11 protein-coding genes are annotated in these 16,942 nt (G+C 55.7%); 5 read left to right on the top strand and 6 right to left on the bottom strand.

Features of this window, described 5'->3' with window-relative positions; translation table 11 throughout:
- Positions 1-11: 11 nt before the first annotated feature.
- Together NB069_RS19600 and ahr are read left to right on the top strand one after the other, a co-directional pair.
- Positions 12-515, top strand: a complete 504-nt coding sequence (locus tag NB069_RS19600) for a GNAT family N-acetyltransferase (protein WP_434543593.1) — start codon at positions 12-14, stop codon at positions 513-515.
- Positions 516-598: 83 nt separating this feature from the next.
- Positions 599-1,618: an NADPH-dependent aldehyde reductase Ahr gene (gene ahr, locus NB069_RS19605; protein WP_250586286.1), complete on the top strand. Its 1,020-nt coding sequence runs from the start codon at positions 599-601 to the stop codon at positions 1,616-1,618.
- Between the two features lie 78 nt (positions 1,619-1,696).
- Here ahr and NB069_RS19610 read toward each other — a convergent pair whose 3' ends face one another.
- Complete coding sequence (locus tag NB069_RS19610; RefSeq protein WP_250586288.1) at positions 1,697-3,334, bottom strand: dihydroxyacetone kinase subunit DhaK; 1,638 nt, start codon at positions 3,332-3,334, stop codon at positions 1,697-1,699.
- Positions 3,335-3,471: 137 nt separating this feature from the next.
- On the opposite strand from NB069_RS19610, the gene NB069_RS19615 reads away from it, so the two are divergent.
- Complete coding sequence (locus NB069_RS19615) at positions 3,472-4,974, top strand: helicase HerA-like C-terminal domain-containing protein (protein WP_250586290.1); 1,503 nt, start codon at positions 3,472-3,474, stop codon at positions 4,972-4,974.
- Here the strand turns inward: NB069_RS19615 and NB069_RS19620 are convergent.
- Complete coding sequence (locus tag NB069_RS19620; RefSeq protein ID WP_250586292.1) at positions 4,951-5,895, bottom strand: TIGR01212 family radical SAM protein; 945 nt, start codon at positions 5,893-5,895, stop codon at positions 4,951-4,953. The genes NB069_RS19615 and NB069_RS19620 overlap by 24 nt on opposite strands.
- 681 nt (positions 5,896-6,576) lie before the next feature.
- Between NB069_RS19620 and gltB the strand changes: the two genes are divergently transcribed.
- Together gltB and gltD are read left to right on the top strand one after the other, a co-directional pair.
- Positions 6,577-11,037, top strand: coding sequence for a glutamate synthase large subunit (gene gltB / locus NB069_RS19625; protein WP_250586294.1), 4,461 nt, complete (start codon positions 6,577-6,579; stop codon positions 11,035-11,037).
- A gap of 9 nt (positions 11,038-11,046) precedes the next feature.
- Positions 11,047-12,465: a glutamate synthase subunit GltD gene (gene gltD / locus NB069_RS19630; RefSeq protein ID WP_250586296.1), complete on the top strand. Its 1,419-nt coding sequence runs from the start codon at positions 11,047-11,049 to the stop codon at positions 12,463-12,465.
- Between the two features lie 61 nt (positions 12,466-12,526).
- On the opposite strand, the gene NB069_RS19635 is transcribed toward gltD, so the two are convergent.
- Genes NB069_RS19635 through NB069_RS19650 form a run of 4 tightly spaced genes read right to left on the bottom strand, consistent with a single transcriptional unit; the run spans position 12,527 to position 16,822 of the window.
- A complete protein-coding gene (locus NB069_RS19635; protein WP_250586298.1) occupies positions 12,527-13,228 on the bottom strand; it encodes a DUF1120 domain-containing protein in 702 nt (233 codons plus the stop codon).
- Complete coding sequence (locus NB069_RS19640; RefSeq protein ID WP_250586300.1) at positions 13,225-13,755, bottom strand: hypothetical protein; 531 nt, start codon at positions 13,753-13,755, stop codon at positions 13,225-13,227. The genes NB069_RS19635 and NB069_RS19640 overlap by 4 nt, the downstream gene beginning before the upstream one ends.
- Entirely contained in the window at positions 13,752-16,100 is a 2,349-nt protein-coding gene (locus tag NB069_RS19645; protein WP_250586302.1) for a fimbrial biogenesis usher protein, read from the bottom strand. Before NB069_RS19645 ends, NB069_RS19640 begins: the two co-directional genes overlap by 4 nt.
- A 50-nt stretch (positions 16,101-16,150) precedes the next feature.
- Positions 16,151-16,822 (bottom strand): fimbria/pilus chaperone family protein, encoded by a 672-nt coding sequence (locus NB069_RS19650; protein ID WP_250586304.1) that lies wholly within the window; start codon positions 16,820-16,822, stop codon positions 16,151-16,153.
- Between the last annotated feature and the right edge of the window lie 120 nt (positions 16,823-16,942).

The raw sequence follows: 16,942 nt of genomic DNA on the forward strand, positions 1-16,942 counted from the left end.
TGAGTGAAGCAATGCGTGTAAATGCTCCTGTAACGGCGCGCCTGCGCCGTATCACCGCCAAGGATAACCCGGCCATTGCCGGCGTTATCCGCCGGGTATCAGCCGAATACGGCCTCACGGCTGATAAAGGTTATACCGTTGCGGATCCGAATCTCGACGAGCTGTACGCCCTGTACAGTCAGCCGGGGCATGCCTATTGGGTTGTAGAGCAGAACGGGCAAGTTGTGGGCGGTGGCGGCATAGCGCCGCTCGCCTGCAGCGAGCCGGACATCTGTGAACTGCAAAAAATGTATTTCCTCCCCATCGTACGTGGCCAGGGCCTGGCTAAAAAACTGGCATTACAGGCGCTGGAACATGCCCGCGCTCAGGGGTTTAAACGCTGCTACCTCGAAACCACGGCCTTCCTGACCGAAGCCATCAGGCTATATGAGCATCTCGGCTTTGAACACATCGACCAGCCGCTGGGGTGTACCGGCCACGTTGATTGCGAAGTGCGGATGTTGAAAACTCTGTAATCTCTCTTCCTGCCCCCTTCTGTTAAGCGGTTGTAAACTGAATGCTCTACACTCTCAGTTCAACACCACGAGGGGGAAAACTGATGTCAAAGATAAAAAGCTACGCCGCACCGCAGGCGGGTGCAGAACTTGAGCTGTACGAATACGATGCGGGCGAGCTGAAAGCAGAAGACGTCGAAGTGCAGGTAGATTATTGCGGGATTTGCCATTCCGATCTGTCGATGATCGATAACGAGTGGGGCTTCTCACAATATCCGCTGGTCGCCGGCCACGAAGTTATCGGTCGCGTTGTTGCGCTGGGCGATGCCGCGCAGGATAAAGGCCTGAAGATTGGTCAGCGCGTGGGTATCGGCTGGACCGCCCGTAGCTGTGGCCACTGTGACGCCTGTATCAGCGGCAATCAAATCAACTGTCTGGAAGGCTCAACCCCTACCATTCTGAATAAAGGCGGTTTCGCCGATAAGCTCCGCGCCGACTGGCAATGGGTCATTCCGCTTCCGGAACAGATGGATATTGAATCTGCCGGTCCGTTACTCTGCGGCGGGATCACCGTCTTTAAACCGCTGCTGATGCACCATATCACCGCCACCAGCCGTGTGGGCGTGATTGGTATCGGCGGTCTGGGCCATATTGCCATTAAACTCCTGCATGCGATGGGCTGTGAAGTTACCGCATTTAGCTCAAACCCTGCCAAAGAGAAAGAAGTGCTGGCGATGGGTGCGGATAAAGTGGTGAACAGCCGCGATCCTGAAGCGCTGACCGCGCTGGCAGGGCAATTCGATCTGATCATCAACACGGTGAACGTCGATCTCGACTGGCAGCCATACTTTGAAGCGCTGGCCTACGGCGGAAACTTCCATACCGTCGGTGCGGTACTGAAGCCGCTGCCGGTTCCTGCCTTTACGCTGATCGGTGGCGATCGCAGCATCTCCGGTTCCGCAACGGGTACCCCGTACGAGCTGCGTAAGCTGATGAAGTTTGCTGGCCGCACCGGCGTCGCGCCGACCATTGAAATGTACCCGATGTCGAAAATCAACGAAGCCATTCAGCACGTTCGTGACGGCAAGGCCCGTTACCGTGTGGTGTTAAAAGCGGATTTCTGAGCCGCTGATGCCCGGTGGCGCTACGCTTACCGGGCCTACATAACCCAGGCCCGGTAAGGCGAAACTGCCATCCGGCACCTACCGCACAACTGCCGCAAACACCTCAGCCACCGCAACCGCGCCGGGATCGGCCACGCCCTGCAGATTCTCTTTATTCACATAGGATGAACGCCCTGCCCCGGCTTTGCCCATACTCATCGTGGCATCAGCCCCCTGCTGTGCCGCCCGGGCGGCAGCCTGAAGTCCCTCTTTCTGCCATGCTTCAAGCGCAGGCTGGAGCGCGTCGATCAAGGTACGATCGCCGAGATCGGCCCCACCGTAGTGCTTCATTTGCGCAAGCCCGATCATCAAGGCATCCGGCAACGGATTGCCGCTACGTAGCGCCTGCCCGGCAGCGGTAAAGAAGATCGACATTAATACGCCGCTCGACCCGCCCATTACCGTCGCCAGCCGCTCCCCTACGACCAGCAGCAGCTGCGGCAGATCGTTTAGCGGCAGGCGCTCCTCCTCCAGCCATTGCGCAATATCCCGCGCCCCTTGCGCAAAGGTCGAGCCGGTATCGCCGTCCCCGACTTTTGCATCCAGGGCGTTAAGGCGATTCTCCAGTGCGATTAACCGCTCCGTCACTGCAGCGACGTGCTGCGCCACCCGCGCATTCGCCGACGGGGTAAATTCCACGCTGTCGTGCAGCGGCGTGTGCGTCAGCGTACGCAGCGGCGCAAAGGCCACCGGCTTTTGCCAGCCCTGCGTCTCTACCGGTGCGTTAAGCGCCTGCTCAAACGTCTTGTTCAGCTTCAGCAGGGATAGCGAGAAACCTTTCATATCCAGCGAGCTCACCAGCGGCGCCGGGCCAATCAAATATGCAATCTGATCCTTCAGGGCGGAATGTGCCAGCTCTTTAGTCAGCAGCGCCATCTCCAGGGCCGACACGCCGCCAAGGTTATTGATCAGCACCGCCAGCCGCCCCTCGCCCGCCTGCGCCAGCAGCGGTTGCACCAGGGTATCGATAATCTCCCTGCTGTTTTGCGTATCCACCACCGAGGCCCCGGGCTCGCCGTGAATACCCAGCCCCAGTTCAACATGGCCTTTTTTGATGCGTCCCTCTTCATCATCGCTGCCCGGCAGGTTGCAGGTCTGCATCGCCACGCCCAGACTCCAGAGGTTGTCGCAAGCCTCCCGGGCCATATCGCGAACCTCTTTTAGTGACTTACCCTGTTCGGCGGCATACCCGGCGACCTTATGCACCAGCGCGGTACCGGCGATGCCGCGCGGCTGCTTGTTATCCGGCAGGGCGATATCATCCGCCACAATCACCATCTCCACTTTGAGCCCGTAGCGCTTGGCTTTTTCTGCCGCGAGGCCAAAGTTGAGACGATCCCCGGTGTAATTTTTGACAATCAGCAGACAGCCACGATCCCCTGTGACGGCCACAATAGCGCTGAGCACCGCCTCAACGCTCGGTGACGCGAAGAGATCGCCGCAGACGGCTGCGGTCAGCATTCCTTTACCAACAAAACCTGCATGTGCCGGTTCATGGCCGGAGCCGCCGCCGGAAATAACCGCCACGCGACTTTTATCCCAGTCGGCACGCACCACCACGCGAATAGCCGGATCGATATCCAGCCTGGCGAGATTGCCGTGCGGGGCGGAGATCAGCATACCTTCAATGGCATCATTAACCAGCTGTTTGCGGTCGTTAAAGAAGAATCTGGACATAGCTTTCCAATATGTTGTTAACCGTATGCAAAAGCATAGCCCGCGTTGCGTAATGCGCTGCAAAGTAAGAAATTGACACATTCACTTTGCCGTCAGGTTGCCTATACTCCACGCAGGATTCCACGAGGATGCGCATCATGAGTACACCCCTGCTGATTGCCCGGACGCCGGATACTGAGCTGTTTTTACTGCCCGCGATGGCGAACCGTCATGGCCTGATCACAGGCGCAACGGGTACGGGTAAAACGGTGACGTTGCAAAAGCTGGCCGAGTCACTGTCCAGTATTGGCGTGCCGGTTTTTATGGCTGACGTAAAAGGCGATCTCAGCGGCGTTGCGCGAGAGGGCATCGCATCGGATAAGTTACTCGAACGGCTAAAGAATATCGGCGTTACCGACTGGCAGCCGGAAAGCAATCCGGTTGTGGCGTGGGATATTTTTGGCGAGAAGGGGCACCCGGTACGGGCGACCGTTTCCGACCTCGGCCCGCTGCTGCTGGCGCGTCTGCTCGATCTGAACGAAGTGCAGTCGGGTGTGCTGAACATTATCTTCCGCATTGCCGACGACCAGGGGCTGCTGCTGCTCGATTTCAAAGACTTGCGGGCCATTACGCAGTACATCGGCGATAACGCCAAAGCCTTCCAGACGCAGTACGGCAATATCAGCGCCGCCTCCATCGGCGCCATCCAGCGTGGATTGCTCTCTCTTGAGCAGCAGGGTGCTGAGCACTTCTTTGGCGAGCCGATGCTGGATATCAAGGACTGGATGCGCACCGACAGCAACGGCAAAGGCATCATCAATATCCTGAGTGCGGAAAAGCTCTACCAGATGCCGAAGCTCTACGCGGCCAGCCTGCTGTGGATGCTCTCTGAGCTCTTTGAACAGCTGCCGGAAGCAGGCGATCTGGAAAAACCCAGACTGGTCTTCTTCTTTGACGAAGCCCATCTCCTGTTCAGCGATGCGCCGCAGGTGCTGCTGGATAAGATCGAACAGGTGATCCGCCTGATCCGCTCTAAAGGCGTGGGCGTCTGGTTCGTTTCACAGAATCCGGCTGATATTCCTGATAACGTCCTGGGGCAGTTGGGCAATCGCGTTCAGCATGCCCTGCGCGCCTTTACGCCTAAAGATCAGAAAGCCGTGAAAGCCGCAGCCCAGACCATGCGTGCCAACCCGGCGTTTGATACTGAAGCGGCCATCCAGGCGCTGGGTACCGGTGAAGCGCTGATTTCGTTTCTGGATGCCAAAGGCAGTCCATCCATGGTGCAGCGTGCAATGGTCATTGCTCCCAGTTCCAGAATGGGGCCGGTCAGCGACGACGAGCGTCACAGCCTGATTAACCACTCTCCGGTTTACGGTAAGTACGAAGATGAGGTGGATCGGGAGTCGGCGTTTGAGATGCTGCAAAAAGGCGTGCAGGCCACCACGGAACAGCAGCAGGCGCCTGCCGCTAAAGGCCAGCCCCTGGCGGTCGATGACGGGATTCTCGGCGGCTTAAAAGACATTCTGTTTGGCAGCACCGGGCCGCGCGGCGGCAAACGCGATGGTGTTGTGCAAACTATGGCGAAAAGCGCGGCGCGTCAGGTGACGAATCAGATAATACGCGGTGTGTTGGGTAGCTTATTGGGCGGACGTCGCCGCTAACGTTGGCACCCAGGGTGTACCCAGCGCTGAGCCCTGGACACCCTGCCCGTTCAGATAGCGATCCAGCTCAACCATCCCCGTCCAGCGGTTCTCGCACCAAAGCGGTGCCAGCAGCGTTGGGCGGCGGGCGCTGGCGGAAATGCGGTGATACACCACCTCCGGCGGCGTGTGACGAATCATCTCCCCGGCCGTGACAACATACTCGTCCAGCTCAATACCGCTCAGTCGCCCGGCTTCCCACGCTTTCGCCATAATGCTGCCCGTGACGATATGCAGCGGATGCAGCTTGATGCCGTCCACCCCGGTCTCCACCACCTTGTGCAGGGTTTCCAGGGCGTGATGCTGGCCTTCTCCCGGCAGGCCGACAATCAGATGGGTGCAGACCTTCAGTCCACGCTCGCGAGCCAGCCGGGTAGTACGTTGATAGCAGGCAAAGTCGTGGCCACGATTGATGCGATGCAGCGTTTTATCGTGCGCGGTCTGCAACCCCAGCTCCAGCCAGATCTCGTACCCTTGCTCTTTATACTCACTGAGCAGATCGAGTACCGCCTCCGGCACGCAGTCCGGGCGTGTGCCGACGCAGAGGCCGACGATATTCGCCTGGCCCACTGCCTGCTGATACATCGAGCGCAGCACCTGCACTTCAGCCCAGGTGCTGGTATAGGCCTGGAAATAGGCCAGATACCGCTTCGCACGGTTAACCAGCGCGGACTGATGAGCAAGCTGGGCGGCAATAGACTGATGCTGCTGCGCTTCGTCGGCAAAGGAGGCCACATTACAGAAGGTGCAGCCGCCGCGTCCGATAGTGCCGTCGCGATTCGGGCAGCTAAATCCCCCGTGAAGCGACAGCTTATGGACCTTTTGCCCGTACCGGCGTGAAAGATCCCCACCAAACATATTGACTAATTTCTGTAACTGCATAATCTGTTAGACCGCCCCGTTGAAAGGGGACAAGCCTGCCATTTTTAACCGCCGTCGGCGATGACCTGGATCAATCGCCCCGGTGCGCTTTTATCTTTTGAATAATTAACCAGGATAACTGCAATTTCATTCATCGCCTGCTTAATTACTTTTCCTTATGTTCTGATGGTTTTTTTCATTTATATCGCCCACGCTGAAAAACAGTGACATCATGCGGGTTATTCGCTCATGACGGTATTAAATTCTGCCTAAATCGCACTATTCAGCATGCTACAGCGATAATACCGCTTTCATATAGTGAGTCAGATCACACTCCCCCAAAGCCCACAGCAAGGTTACAGGGATGTGAAACTGGTTAAATATCTAATTAAATCAAATTGATATTCCACCTTTAGCACATTTTTGGATAAATAAGATTGCCATTTGACCTGTGTACAGATTCCCGATAAGTTGGAAATCCGCTGGAAGCTTTCTGGATGAGCAGCCTGCTCATCATATTTATGCAGTAATTGAGATTCCCTCTGAAGCAAGTCCTCAAACTTGTTTACCTGCGCGAAAAGGATATTAAGAGGGCGAATGCGAGGTACGCGTATGAAACGCAAACCCCGTCGCCATGCTCTTTCTGTGCCTGTGCGCCACGGTTCAGTGGGAAGCCCGACGAGCCTGGGGAGGTTCACTGATATGTTGTACGATAAATCCCTTGAGAAGGATAACTGTGGTTTCGGCCTGATCGCCCACATAGAAGGCGAACCTAGCCACAAGGTAGTGCGTACCGCTATACACGCACTGGCCCGTATGCAGCACCGTGGCGCTATCCTCGCGGATGGTAAAACCGGCGACGGTTGCGGTCTGCTGCTGCAAAAACCGGATCGTTTCTTCCGTATCGTGGCGGAAGAGCGCGGCTGGCGTTTAGCGAAAAACTACGCCGTCGGCATGCTTTTCCTTAATCAGGACGCTGAAAAAGCAGCCGTATCACGCCGCATCGTCGAAGAAGAACTTCAACGCGAAACCCTGTCTATTGTCGGCTGGCGCGATGTGCCAACCAACGAAGGGGTACTCGGTGAAATCGCCCTCTCCTCGCTGCCTCGTATCGAGCAAATTTTTGTCAACGCGCCTGCGGGCTGGCGTCCGCGTGATATGGAACGCCGCCTGTTCATTGCCCGTCGCCGCATTGAAAAACGTCTTCAGGACGATAAAGAGTTCTACGTTTGTAGCCTCTCGAACCTGGTGAACATCTATAAAGGTCTGTGTATGCCGGCTGACCTGCCGCGCTTCTACCTGGACCTGGCGGACCTGCGTCTGGAATCGGCCATTTGCCTGTTCCACCAGCGCTTCTCCACCAATACCGTACCACGCTGGCCACTGGCTCAGCCGTTCCGCTACCTTGCTCACAACGGCGAAATTAACACCATCACCGGTAACCGCCAGTGGGCACGCGCCCGTACCTATAAATTCCAGACCCCGCTGATCCCGGATCTGCACGATGCCGCGCCGTTCGTGAACGAAACCGGCTCAGACTCCAGCTCCATGGATAACATGCTGGAACTGCTGCTCGCAGGCGGGATGGATATCGTCCGCGCCATGCGCCTGCTTGTTCCGCCAGCCTGGCAGAACAACCCGGATATGGATCCGGAGCTGCGCGCCTTCTTCGACTTTAACTCCATGCACATGGAGCCGTGGGATGGCCCGGCGGGCATCGTCATGTCCGACGGTCGCTTTGCCGCCTGTAACCTGGACCGTAACGGCCTGCGTCCGGCGCGCTACGTCATCACCAAAGACAAGCTGATTACCTGTGCCTCTGAAGTGGGTATCTGGGATTACCAGCCTGACGAAGTGGTGGAAAAAGGCCGTGTAGGGCCTGGCGAGCTGATGGTTATCGATACCCGTGGCGGTCGCATTCTGCACTCCGCCGAAACCGATAACGATCTGAAAAGCCGTCATCCGTATAAAGAGTGGATGGAGAAAAACGTCCGCCGTCTGGTGCCGTTCGAAGATCTGTCAGATCGGGACGTGGGCAGCCGCGAGCTGGACGACGACACCCTCGCCAGCTACCAGAAACAGTTTAACTACAGCGCGGAAGAGCTGGACTCTGTCATCCGCGTGTTAGGTGAAAATGGCCAGGAAGCGGTCGGCTCCATGGGTGATGACACTCCATTCGCCGTGCTTTCCAGCCAGCCGCGTATCATTTACGACTACTTCCGTCAGCAGTTTGCGCAGGTCACCAACCCGCCAATCGATCCGCTGCGTGAAGCGCACGTCATGTCGCTGGCCACCAGCATCGGTCGTGAGATGAACGTCTTCTGCGAAGCCGAAGGCCAGGCCCACCGTCTGACCTTTAAATCGCCGATCCTGCTCTACTCCGATTTCACCCAGCTGACCACCATGAAAGAGGAACACTATCGCGCCGACACGCTCGATATTACCTTTGACGTGACCGAAACCAGTCTCGAAGAGACGGTGAAAGCGCTGTGTGATAAGGCTGAACAGATGGTGCGTACCGGTACCGTTCTGCTGGTCCTGTCCGACCGTAACATTGCGAAGAACCGTCTGCCGGTTCCGGCGCCAATGGCGGTGGGGGCGATTCAGACCCGCCTGGTGGATAAGAGCCTGCGCTGCGACGCCAATATCATTGTTGAAACCGCAAGCGCCCGCGACCCGCACCACTTTGCCGTACTGCTGGGCTTTGGTGCGACGGCGATCTACCCGTACCTTGCCTACGAAACCCTGGCAAAACTGGTCGACACCAACGCCATCGAAAAAGATTACCGTACCGTGATGCTGAACTACCGTAACGGCATCAACAAAGGTCTGTACAAGATCATGTCCAAAATGGGCATCTCGACCATCGCCTCTTACCGCTGCTCGAAGCTGTTCGAAGCCGTGGGTCTGCATGATGATGTCGCCGGGCTGTGCTTCCAGGGCGTGATCAGCCGCATCGGCGGAGCGGACTTCAGTGACTTCCAGCAGGATCTGCTGAACCTCTCCAAACGTGCCTGGCTGGCGCGTAAGCCGCTGGATCAGGGCGGACAGCTGAAGTACGTGCACGGCGGCGAATACCATGCCTATAACCCGGACGTGGTGCGTACCCTGCAGCAGGCCGTTCAGAGCGGCGAGTACAGCGATTATCAGCAGTATGCTGAGCTGGTAAACAACCGTCCGGCAGCCACGCTGCGCGATCTGCTGGCCCTGAACCCGGGCGATACCGCTGTCAGCATTAACGACGTTGAACCGGCTACTGAGCTGTTCAAGCGCTTTGATACCGCCGCGATGTCTATCGGCGCGTTAAGTCCGGAAGCCCACGAGGCGCTGGCAGAAGCGATGAACAGTATCGGCGGGAACTCCAACTCCGGCGAAGGCGGTGAGGATCCTGCGCGCTACGGCACCAATAAAGTGTCGCGCATTAAGCAGGTTGCTTCCGGTCGCTTCGGTGTGACGCCTGCGTATCTGGTCAATGCCGATGTTATTCAGATTAAAGTCGCTCAGGGTGCAAAACCGGGCGAAGGCGGACAGTTGCCGGGTGACAAAGTGACCCCGTACATCGCCAAACTGCGCTACTCGGTACCGGGCGTGACGCTGATCTCCCCGCCGCCGCACCACGATATTTACTCTATCGAGGATCTGGCGCAGCTGATTTTCGACCTGAAACAGGTCAACCCGAAAGCGATGATCTCCGTGAAGCTGGTTTCCGAGCCGGGCGTGGGTACTATCGCTACCGGCGTGGCGAAAGCCTATGCCGACCTGATTACCATCGCCGGTTACGACGGTGGTACCGGTGCAAGCCCGCTCTCCTCCGTGAAATATGCGGGCTGTCCGTGGGAGCTGGGTCTGGTTGAAACCCAGCAGGCACTGGTGGCTAACGGTCTGCGTCACAAGATCCGCCTGCAGGTGGACGGTGGCCTGAAAACCGGCCTCGATATCATTAAAGCGGCGATTCTGGGTGCCGAGAGCTTCGGTTTCGGTACCGGTCCGATGGTCGCGCTGGGCTGTAAATACCTGCGTATTTGCCACCTGAACAACTGCGCAACCGGTGTTGCAACCCAGGACGAGAAGCTGCGTAAGAACCACTATCATGGTCTGCCGTTCAAAGTGACGAACTACTTTGATTTCATCGCCCGCGAAACCCGCGAGCTGATGGCGCAGCTGGGCGTGACGCGTCTGGTGGATTTGATTGGCCGTACCGACCTGCTGAAAGAGCTGGACGGGTTCACCGCCAAACAGCAGAACCTGAAGCTGTCTCGCCTGCTGGAAACGGCTGAGCCTAAGGCGGGCAAAGCGGTGTACTGCACCGAGAACAACCCGCCGTTCGACAACGGCGTGCTGAACGCCCAGCTGTTGCAGCAGGCGAAGCCGTTTGTGGATGAGAAGCAGAGCAAAACCTTCTGGTTTGATATCCGCAACACCGACCGTTCCGTGGGTGCAAGCCTGTCGGGTTACATCGCACAGACGCACGGCGACCAGGGTCTGGCTGCCGATCCTATTACCGCGCACTTCAGCGGCACCGCAGGCCAGAGCTTCGGCGTCTGGAACGCAGGCGGCGTTGAGCTTTACCTGACCGGCGATGCCAACGACTACGTCGGCAAAGGCATGGCGGGTGGTCTGCTGGCGGTACGTCCTCCGGTGGGTTCTGCCTTCCGCAGCTGTGACGCCAGCATCATCGGCAACACCTGTCTGTACGGTGCAACCGGCGGTCGTCTGTTTGCCGCAGGGCGTGCGGGTGAGCGTTTCGCGGTGCGTAACTCCGGTGCCATCACCGTGGTGGAAGGTATCGGCGATAACGGCTGTGAATACATGACCGGTGGGATTGTCTGCGTGCTAGGTAAAACGGGCGTTAACTTCGGTGCAGGTATGACCGGTGGTTTCGCCTATGTCCTGGATGAAAGCGGTGATTTCCGTAAACGCGTGAACCCGGAGCTGGTGGAAGTGCTGGATGTTGAAAGCCTGGCGATCCACGAGGAGCACCTGCGTGGTTTGATTACCGAGCACGTGCATCATACCGGTTCCGTGCGTGGCGAAGAGATCCTGGCAAACTGGCCGGCATTCTCTGCGAAATTCGCGCTGGTTAAACCGAAGTCCAGCGATGTTAAAGCCCTGTTGGGTCACCGTAGTCGTAGCGCAGCAGAGCTGCGTGTGCAGGCGCAGTAAGGAATTCAGATGAGCCAGAATGTTTACCAGTTTATCGACTTGCAGCGCGTTGATCCGCCGAAGAAGCCGCTGAAGATCCGTAAAATTGAATTTGTTGAAATTTACGAGCCGTTTTCCGAAGGCCAGGCCAAAGCACAGGCAGACCGCTGCCTGTCCTGCGGCAACCCGTACTGCGAGTGGAAATGTCCGGTCCATAACTACATCCCGAACTGGCTGAAGCTGGCCAACGAAGGACGTATTTTTGAGGCAGCCGAGCTGTCTCACCAGACTAACACCCTGCCGGAAGTCTGCGGCCGCGTATGTCCCCAGGACCGTCTGTGCGAAGGTTCCTGTACCCTGAACGACGAGTTCGGTGCGGTAACCATCGGTAACATTGAGCGCTACATCAACGATAAAGCGTTCGAGATGGGCTGGCGCCCGGATATGACCGGCGTGCGTCAGACCGACAAACGCGTGGCGATTATCGGTGCCGGTCCGGCAGGCCTGGCCTGCGCCGACGTGCTGACCCGCAATGGCGTGAAAGCGGTGGTGTTTGACCGTCACCCGGAGATCGGCGGTCTGCTGACCTTCGGCATCCCAGCCTTCAAGCTGGAAAAAGAGGTGATGACCCGCCGCCGTGAAATCTTCACCGGTATGGGCATTGAGTTCAAACTCAACACCGAAGTGGGCCGCGACGTACAGCTCGACGATCTGCTGAAGGATTACGACGCCGTGTTCCTGGGCGTGGGGACTTATCAGTCGATGCGCGGTGGGCTGGAAAACGAGGACGCGTCGGGCGTATATGACGCGCTGCCGTTCCTGATTGCCAACACCAAGCAGATGATGGGTTACGGCGAAACGGCTGATGAGCCCTATGTCAGCATGGAAGGCAAACGCGTGGTGGTACTGGGCGGTGGTGATACCGCAATGGACTGCGTGCGTACCTCCATTCGCCAGAATGCGGCGCACGTTATCTGTGCCTATCGTCGCGACGAAGAGAACATGCCGGGCTCAAAACGCGAAGTGAAAAACGCGCGTGAAGAGGGCGTGGAGTTCCAGTTCAACATCCAGCCTCTGGGTATTGAAGTGAATGCCAACGGCAAGGTCAGCGGCGTGAAGATGGCGCGTACTGAGATGGGCGCACCGGATGCGAAAGGCCGTCGCCGGGCGGAGATTGTTGCCGGTTCCGAGTACGTGATCCCGGCTGATGCGGTGGTAATGGCGTTTGGTTTCCGCCCTCACAGCATGGAATGGCTGGCGAAGCACAGCGTTGAGCTGGACTCTCAGGGCCGCATCATCGCCCCGGAAGGCAGTGATAACGCATTCCAGACCAGCAACCCGAAGATCTTCGCCGGTGGCGATATCGTTCGCGGTTCTGACCTGGTCGTCACCGCCATTGCCGAAGGCCGTAAAGCGGCAGACGGCATCATGAACTTCCTCGAAGTCTAAACACCACGGCCCGGTGGGATCCGCTCCCGCCGGGCCGTGTTACTGTTCCTGCCTTTCGCGCTTATAAATACGCAATACTAATCACCGCCTCGCCGTCCAGCGAGATCTGCTGACTGCTGCCGAGCTTGTTCGCCACCGAAACGCTGACATGCAGCGGTACGTTCACGGAACTCACCGGCTGGGGAACCAGCGTTCCTTTCTTCACGAAGGTATAAAAATAGTTATCGGTTGACGGAAGGAGATTGTGATCCTCTTTTGCCCAGGGGCCACTTTTACTTTCCGATCCGGCCATATCCACGCTGACATTCTGGCTCCCATCCTGGGCAACAATGTTGTTGGCGTTAATCAGAATTGCATAGCTGCCGATAGGCGTTTTCTCCGCCGTCAGGCCCAGGCCGAACAGCCTTGAAGCATGCGCCACATTCAGACCACCGTTGACGCTAAAGCGTGGGCCGGTGGTGCCGGTGGAATCTTCTCCTGTCCTTACCGACGACGTACGGGTATCACGCGAGGTGATCGCCAGCGCCGTGGATGATTCGCAGGTGATGGTTAAGGTTAACTCTCGCGTACCCAGTTGGGTAAAAGCGTTGGCAGACAAGCTGCCGGCGTGGCGGGTACCAAAATCAGCGATACCATTATTGCTCAGAGTGGGCGTGCAGGCTGCTGCATCGGCTGTCAGCTCAAAATCGATGCCGAGGGTATCACTCGCCGGGGCAGAGACGGTTGTTAAAGCCACCAACAGCAGAAAAATTTGTCGCATCATTGCACATCCATTTTTATTCTCAGATTTCCGCGCCAGGTTACTCTCTCCGTTATGGCGCCGGGTTTTATCGTTGGCATCACGTTGAACAGGACTGTCGCGGTTTTCCCGTAAGCCTCGTTGCCATCGATAAATGCCATCCCCTGATTGAGCGTGATGTCCAGCGTCTCACTTCCTCCGGGCACAGGGATCGCTTCTGAAGCATTGACCGCCCTCAGACGCACAGGTTTATCATCGACACGCGCACGGGAGGCGACAATACGCATCTCGCCGTCAGGACCGAGGGAAAACGTTCCGTTTTGCGGCCGATCGCTTCCCACAAACAGACGAATGCGCTGCGGTTCGCTGCATACCACCTGAACCTGAATTTGCTTTTCCGGCAGCGAGATCGCCTCTCCGTTAGCGTGCTGCCTTTCCGCTGCGCTGAGTCTGCCCCAGGTGACTTTTTGCTGGCTGGAGAAAATCTGACATTCAGCCCAGCTGAATGCCGGGACCGCGAACAGGGCGATCGTCAGTAAGTGACGTTTCATTGGCATACTCCTTGCGCCGTTTCATAGAAAACGTCCGCCTCTGCCTTTTCGGGCAACACCAGCGTAATACGGCAGCTTTCATTTCCATTTTGTATTACCAGCGTTTGCCGGGCGGTGACGTTATTCAGGAACACAACGCCATCATCAACCGACGTGGTAAGGTAATTGCCTTTTTCATCGGTAATAGCGAGGTTTTTAGGCAGTTTTTTACCGTCAGCCATGGTTACATGCAGTAAAACCCGTCGTTGAGTAAGGGTATTAAACTGCACCTTTCCCACCGAACCTCGTCCCTGGGTCATCATGCGCGTCCCGTTACCGATATCCATATTTTTTGGCAAGGTTGTCGTATTGATCTCAATGCGCGACTTTTGCCAGGCGTTCAACGACGGCAAAGCGGCAAATCCGCGACTATCCGTCCAGACGGGGCCCGTCGGGGTATCAATTTTCACACCTGAGACCGGTTCAGCCAGCGATGCGATACCGAATGTTTCGCGCACCGGCAGTGGCGAAAAGGTGATGCCATCAGCATGCGCCACCACACCGCCCTGCAATGAGCCCGAATAGCTACGTTGATGTTCGCTCGCGACGCTGCCATTCAGCATCAGCTGAGAATAGTGCAGATTGCTGCTCAAGCCTGCGCTAACGCTCCGGTAGTTCTCTTCCCTGCCCATTTCAGCGCCCAGCATATAGGCGTTATCATCATTAATATTGCCGTTGAGCGTCGAGCCGTACCGGGTTCTGCCGTTGTCGCGATGAGCATAGGTGCTCAGATTGTTTCGGCCTAACGGAACGGTGACATTCAGGTAGATCATATCTTCGTTTTTCTCATCACCCTTGCCGCCGCTTAACTGACGCTGCCAGTTAGCTGAGATATACGCAGAATAGAAATTGCCGCCCCAGCCAGCGGTAATGAAACGTCTTTTCCCCTCTTTCCCACGGGTTTTCGTTTCGTACAGGCTGGTATTAAACGCACCCATTCCCCTGATCTGCCACTGTAGCCCAACCGAATAGTCATACTGCTTTGTCGAGACGTAATTTTTGTCGATAAACTCCGAGAACTCGCGGTAGTCCGGAGAATAGTAGGTGGATGATGCCGTAATGCTCACGCCCAGTTTCGTTGCGAGGGTAGCCTCTGCGCGATAGCTCTGGCCTTGTAACGATTTCGAGTGGTCAAACGACTGCTTTGCCTTAAAACTGAGCAAGGTTGTTGACCATAGCATGGTATCGAGGCTCCCCCCGGCGGCGGCAAAGTCTTTGGCAAGGATGATGCCAAGGCCGACGTTGGTCTCCGGCCGTAAGCGCCAGCCGCCCGACGCGCTGATGACCGCCGGCTTTTTATCGTATTCATCGCTTACCTGCCCGACCGATAAATAAAGGCCGGACGGCTGCGTCATTCTCTGCATATACAAAGATGAGGGGACAATATAGCTGTGTTGACTGCCATCAGTTTCAACGACGGTTACGTTCAAATCGCTGTTGTAATTGCGCAAAGGCACTTCGGTAAGCACAAACGGCCCAACCGGAACCAGGGTCGAATAGACCATAACCCCCTGCTGACGTACTTCTACGCGCGCCTGGGGTGTGTTAGCTATTCCGCTTACCTTCACTAACCCTTCCGGAGTTTCAAGCGCAACTTCCGGCTCCAGGGTGAGACCATACAACCCGGTTCCATCTAACAGCATATTGTTCATATTTACTTCACCCATTCTGGCCGTGGTGTGTAAATCGACAAACGTGTGCTGTAAATAAGTCTGACCGTTTTCACTATTAAACTGCCCATCGCTCTGGCTAAATAACTGCTGGCTACGCAATAACCAACTGGCGACATTAATGCCGCCTTCGAGTTGAGCCTGAGAATAGGTGGAAGTGCCGTTGAGATACTCGTTGCGGGAAGACATCGCATTGTAATTAAGCATCGCGCCAGAACCGTCCATATTAAAATCCGTCATGTCTAAACGTTGACGATTGATTTCATCAGGCGGCACCATCAGCTCAACCAGTTCCTGGCCGGGGATCGCATTGACAACAGCTTCTGGAAAGGCTTTAAGGTAGTCGTAACACCCTTCTTTATAATCACCGGGAATACGCAAGCTTGCCTGTTCCATCAACGTACGATCGAAACAAAGCTCACCGTTCTGATTAAAATGGGCGACGATATTGCCTTTATCAATGCCATTTACCGTCAGGTTGACAGCAGTATTTCCCGGCATAAAACGCGCCTTTTTAGCAAAATATTCTGATACGTTAGGATCGATACCCAACGATTTCAGTGTTTCGCCATCAAACTCAATGAGGCTGGGATCTAACTCAGCGGCATTGCCTTGCCTTGAGTAAAGTAAACTCATTGCGCATACCAGAAGCGTTCTTTTGAACATCCTTGTCTTCCTTGAATAGCTTATTGAAGCGGTGCGGTATGACGCTCCCCTTTATAGCCATAACGACTTGCAGGATAAAACTCTACCTGAGTATCAGTGGTAGCAGGCACCTCAACAGTCATACTGGAGTGAGGAAGCAGATAAGTATTTTTCAACGCGCCTTGCTTGCCTGAAGGGAGTAATTTGAAGGCGGTTGTCATCCTAACCACATAATCCGATGGATTTTTGACGATGAGGGCATTTCCGCTTTTAATCCACTGCAGATGTTTCCAGGGGGTTTTATCATCCTTAAGACCGGCAGGATGGATTATTACCGGTAAATCCTGCCTGATAGTCACAGCCAGCCTTTCCTGCCCTTTTACTTTTGGAGGAATACCTTCAAAAGTGACTCTTTTTAACTCTTCATGAGTTAATGGCTCACTCATCTGCAACATAAAACGTATACGCTGTATTTTACCCGACTCTACCCGCACAACCGGCTGGGATGGAATCAGACGAATAGCTTTATTACTTTCAGGCAAATCAACGATATTGGTATACAGCAGAGCAGGTGTCGAATCCGTATTAGTAATATTCATACTGGCTTCACCTTTCTCAGCATCAACAAGTAAAACCGAGGTTTCAGGCACCATGCCAGTGGCGCCAGCTTGCACAGAAAGAAGTAATAGTGAAAAGAGAGCAATACGCTTCATAATAATCTCAAAATCTTAATCATGATAAGGAAGGGTGAATCCAGAAGGTATTGAGAATCAATATATAAAAGGCTAATGCTAATAATATTAATATTTAGAATGCGTGCGGCATTTTTATAT

It is taken from the genome of Leclercia adecarboxylata (genome assembly GCF_023639785.1).
GTDB lineage: Bacteria > Pseudomonadota > Gammaproteobacteria > Enterobacterales > Enterobacteriaceae > Enterobacter > Enterobacter adecarboxylatus_D.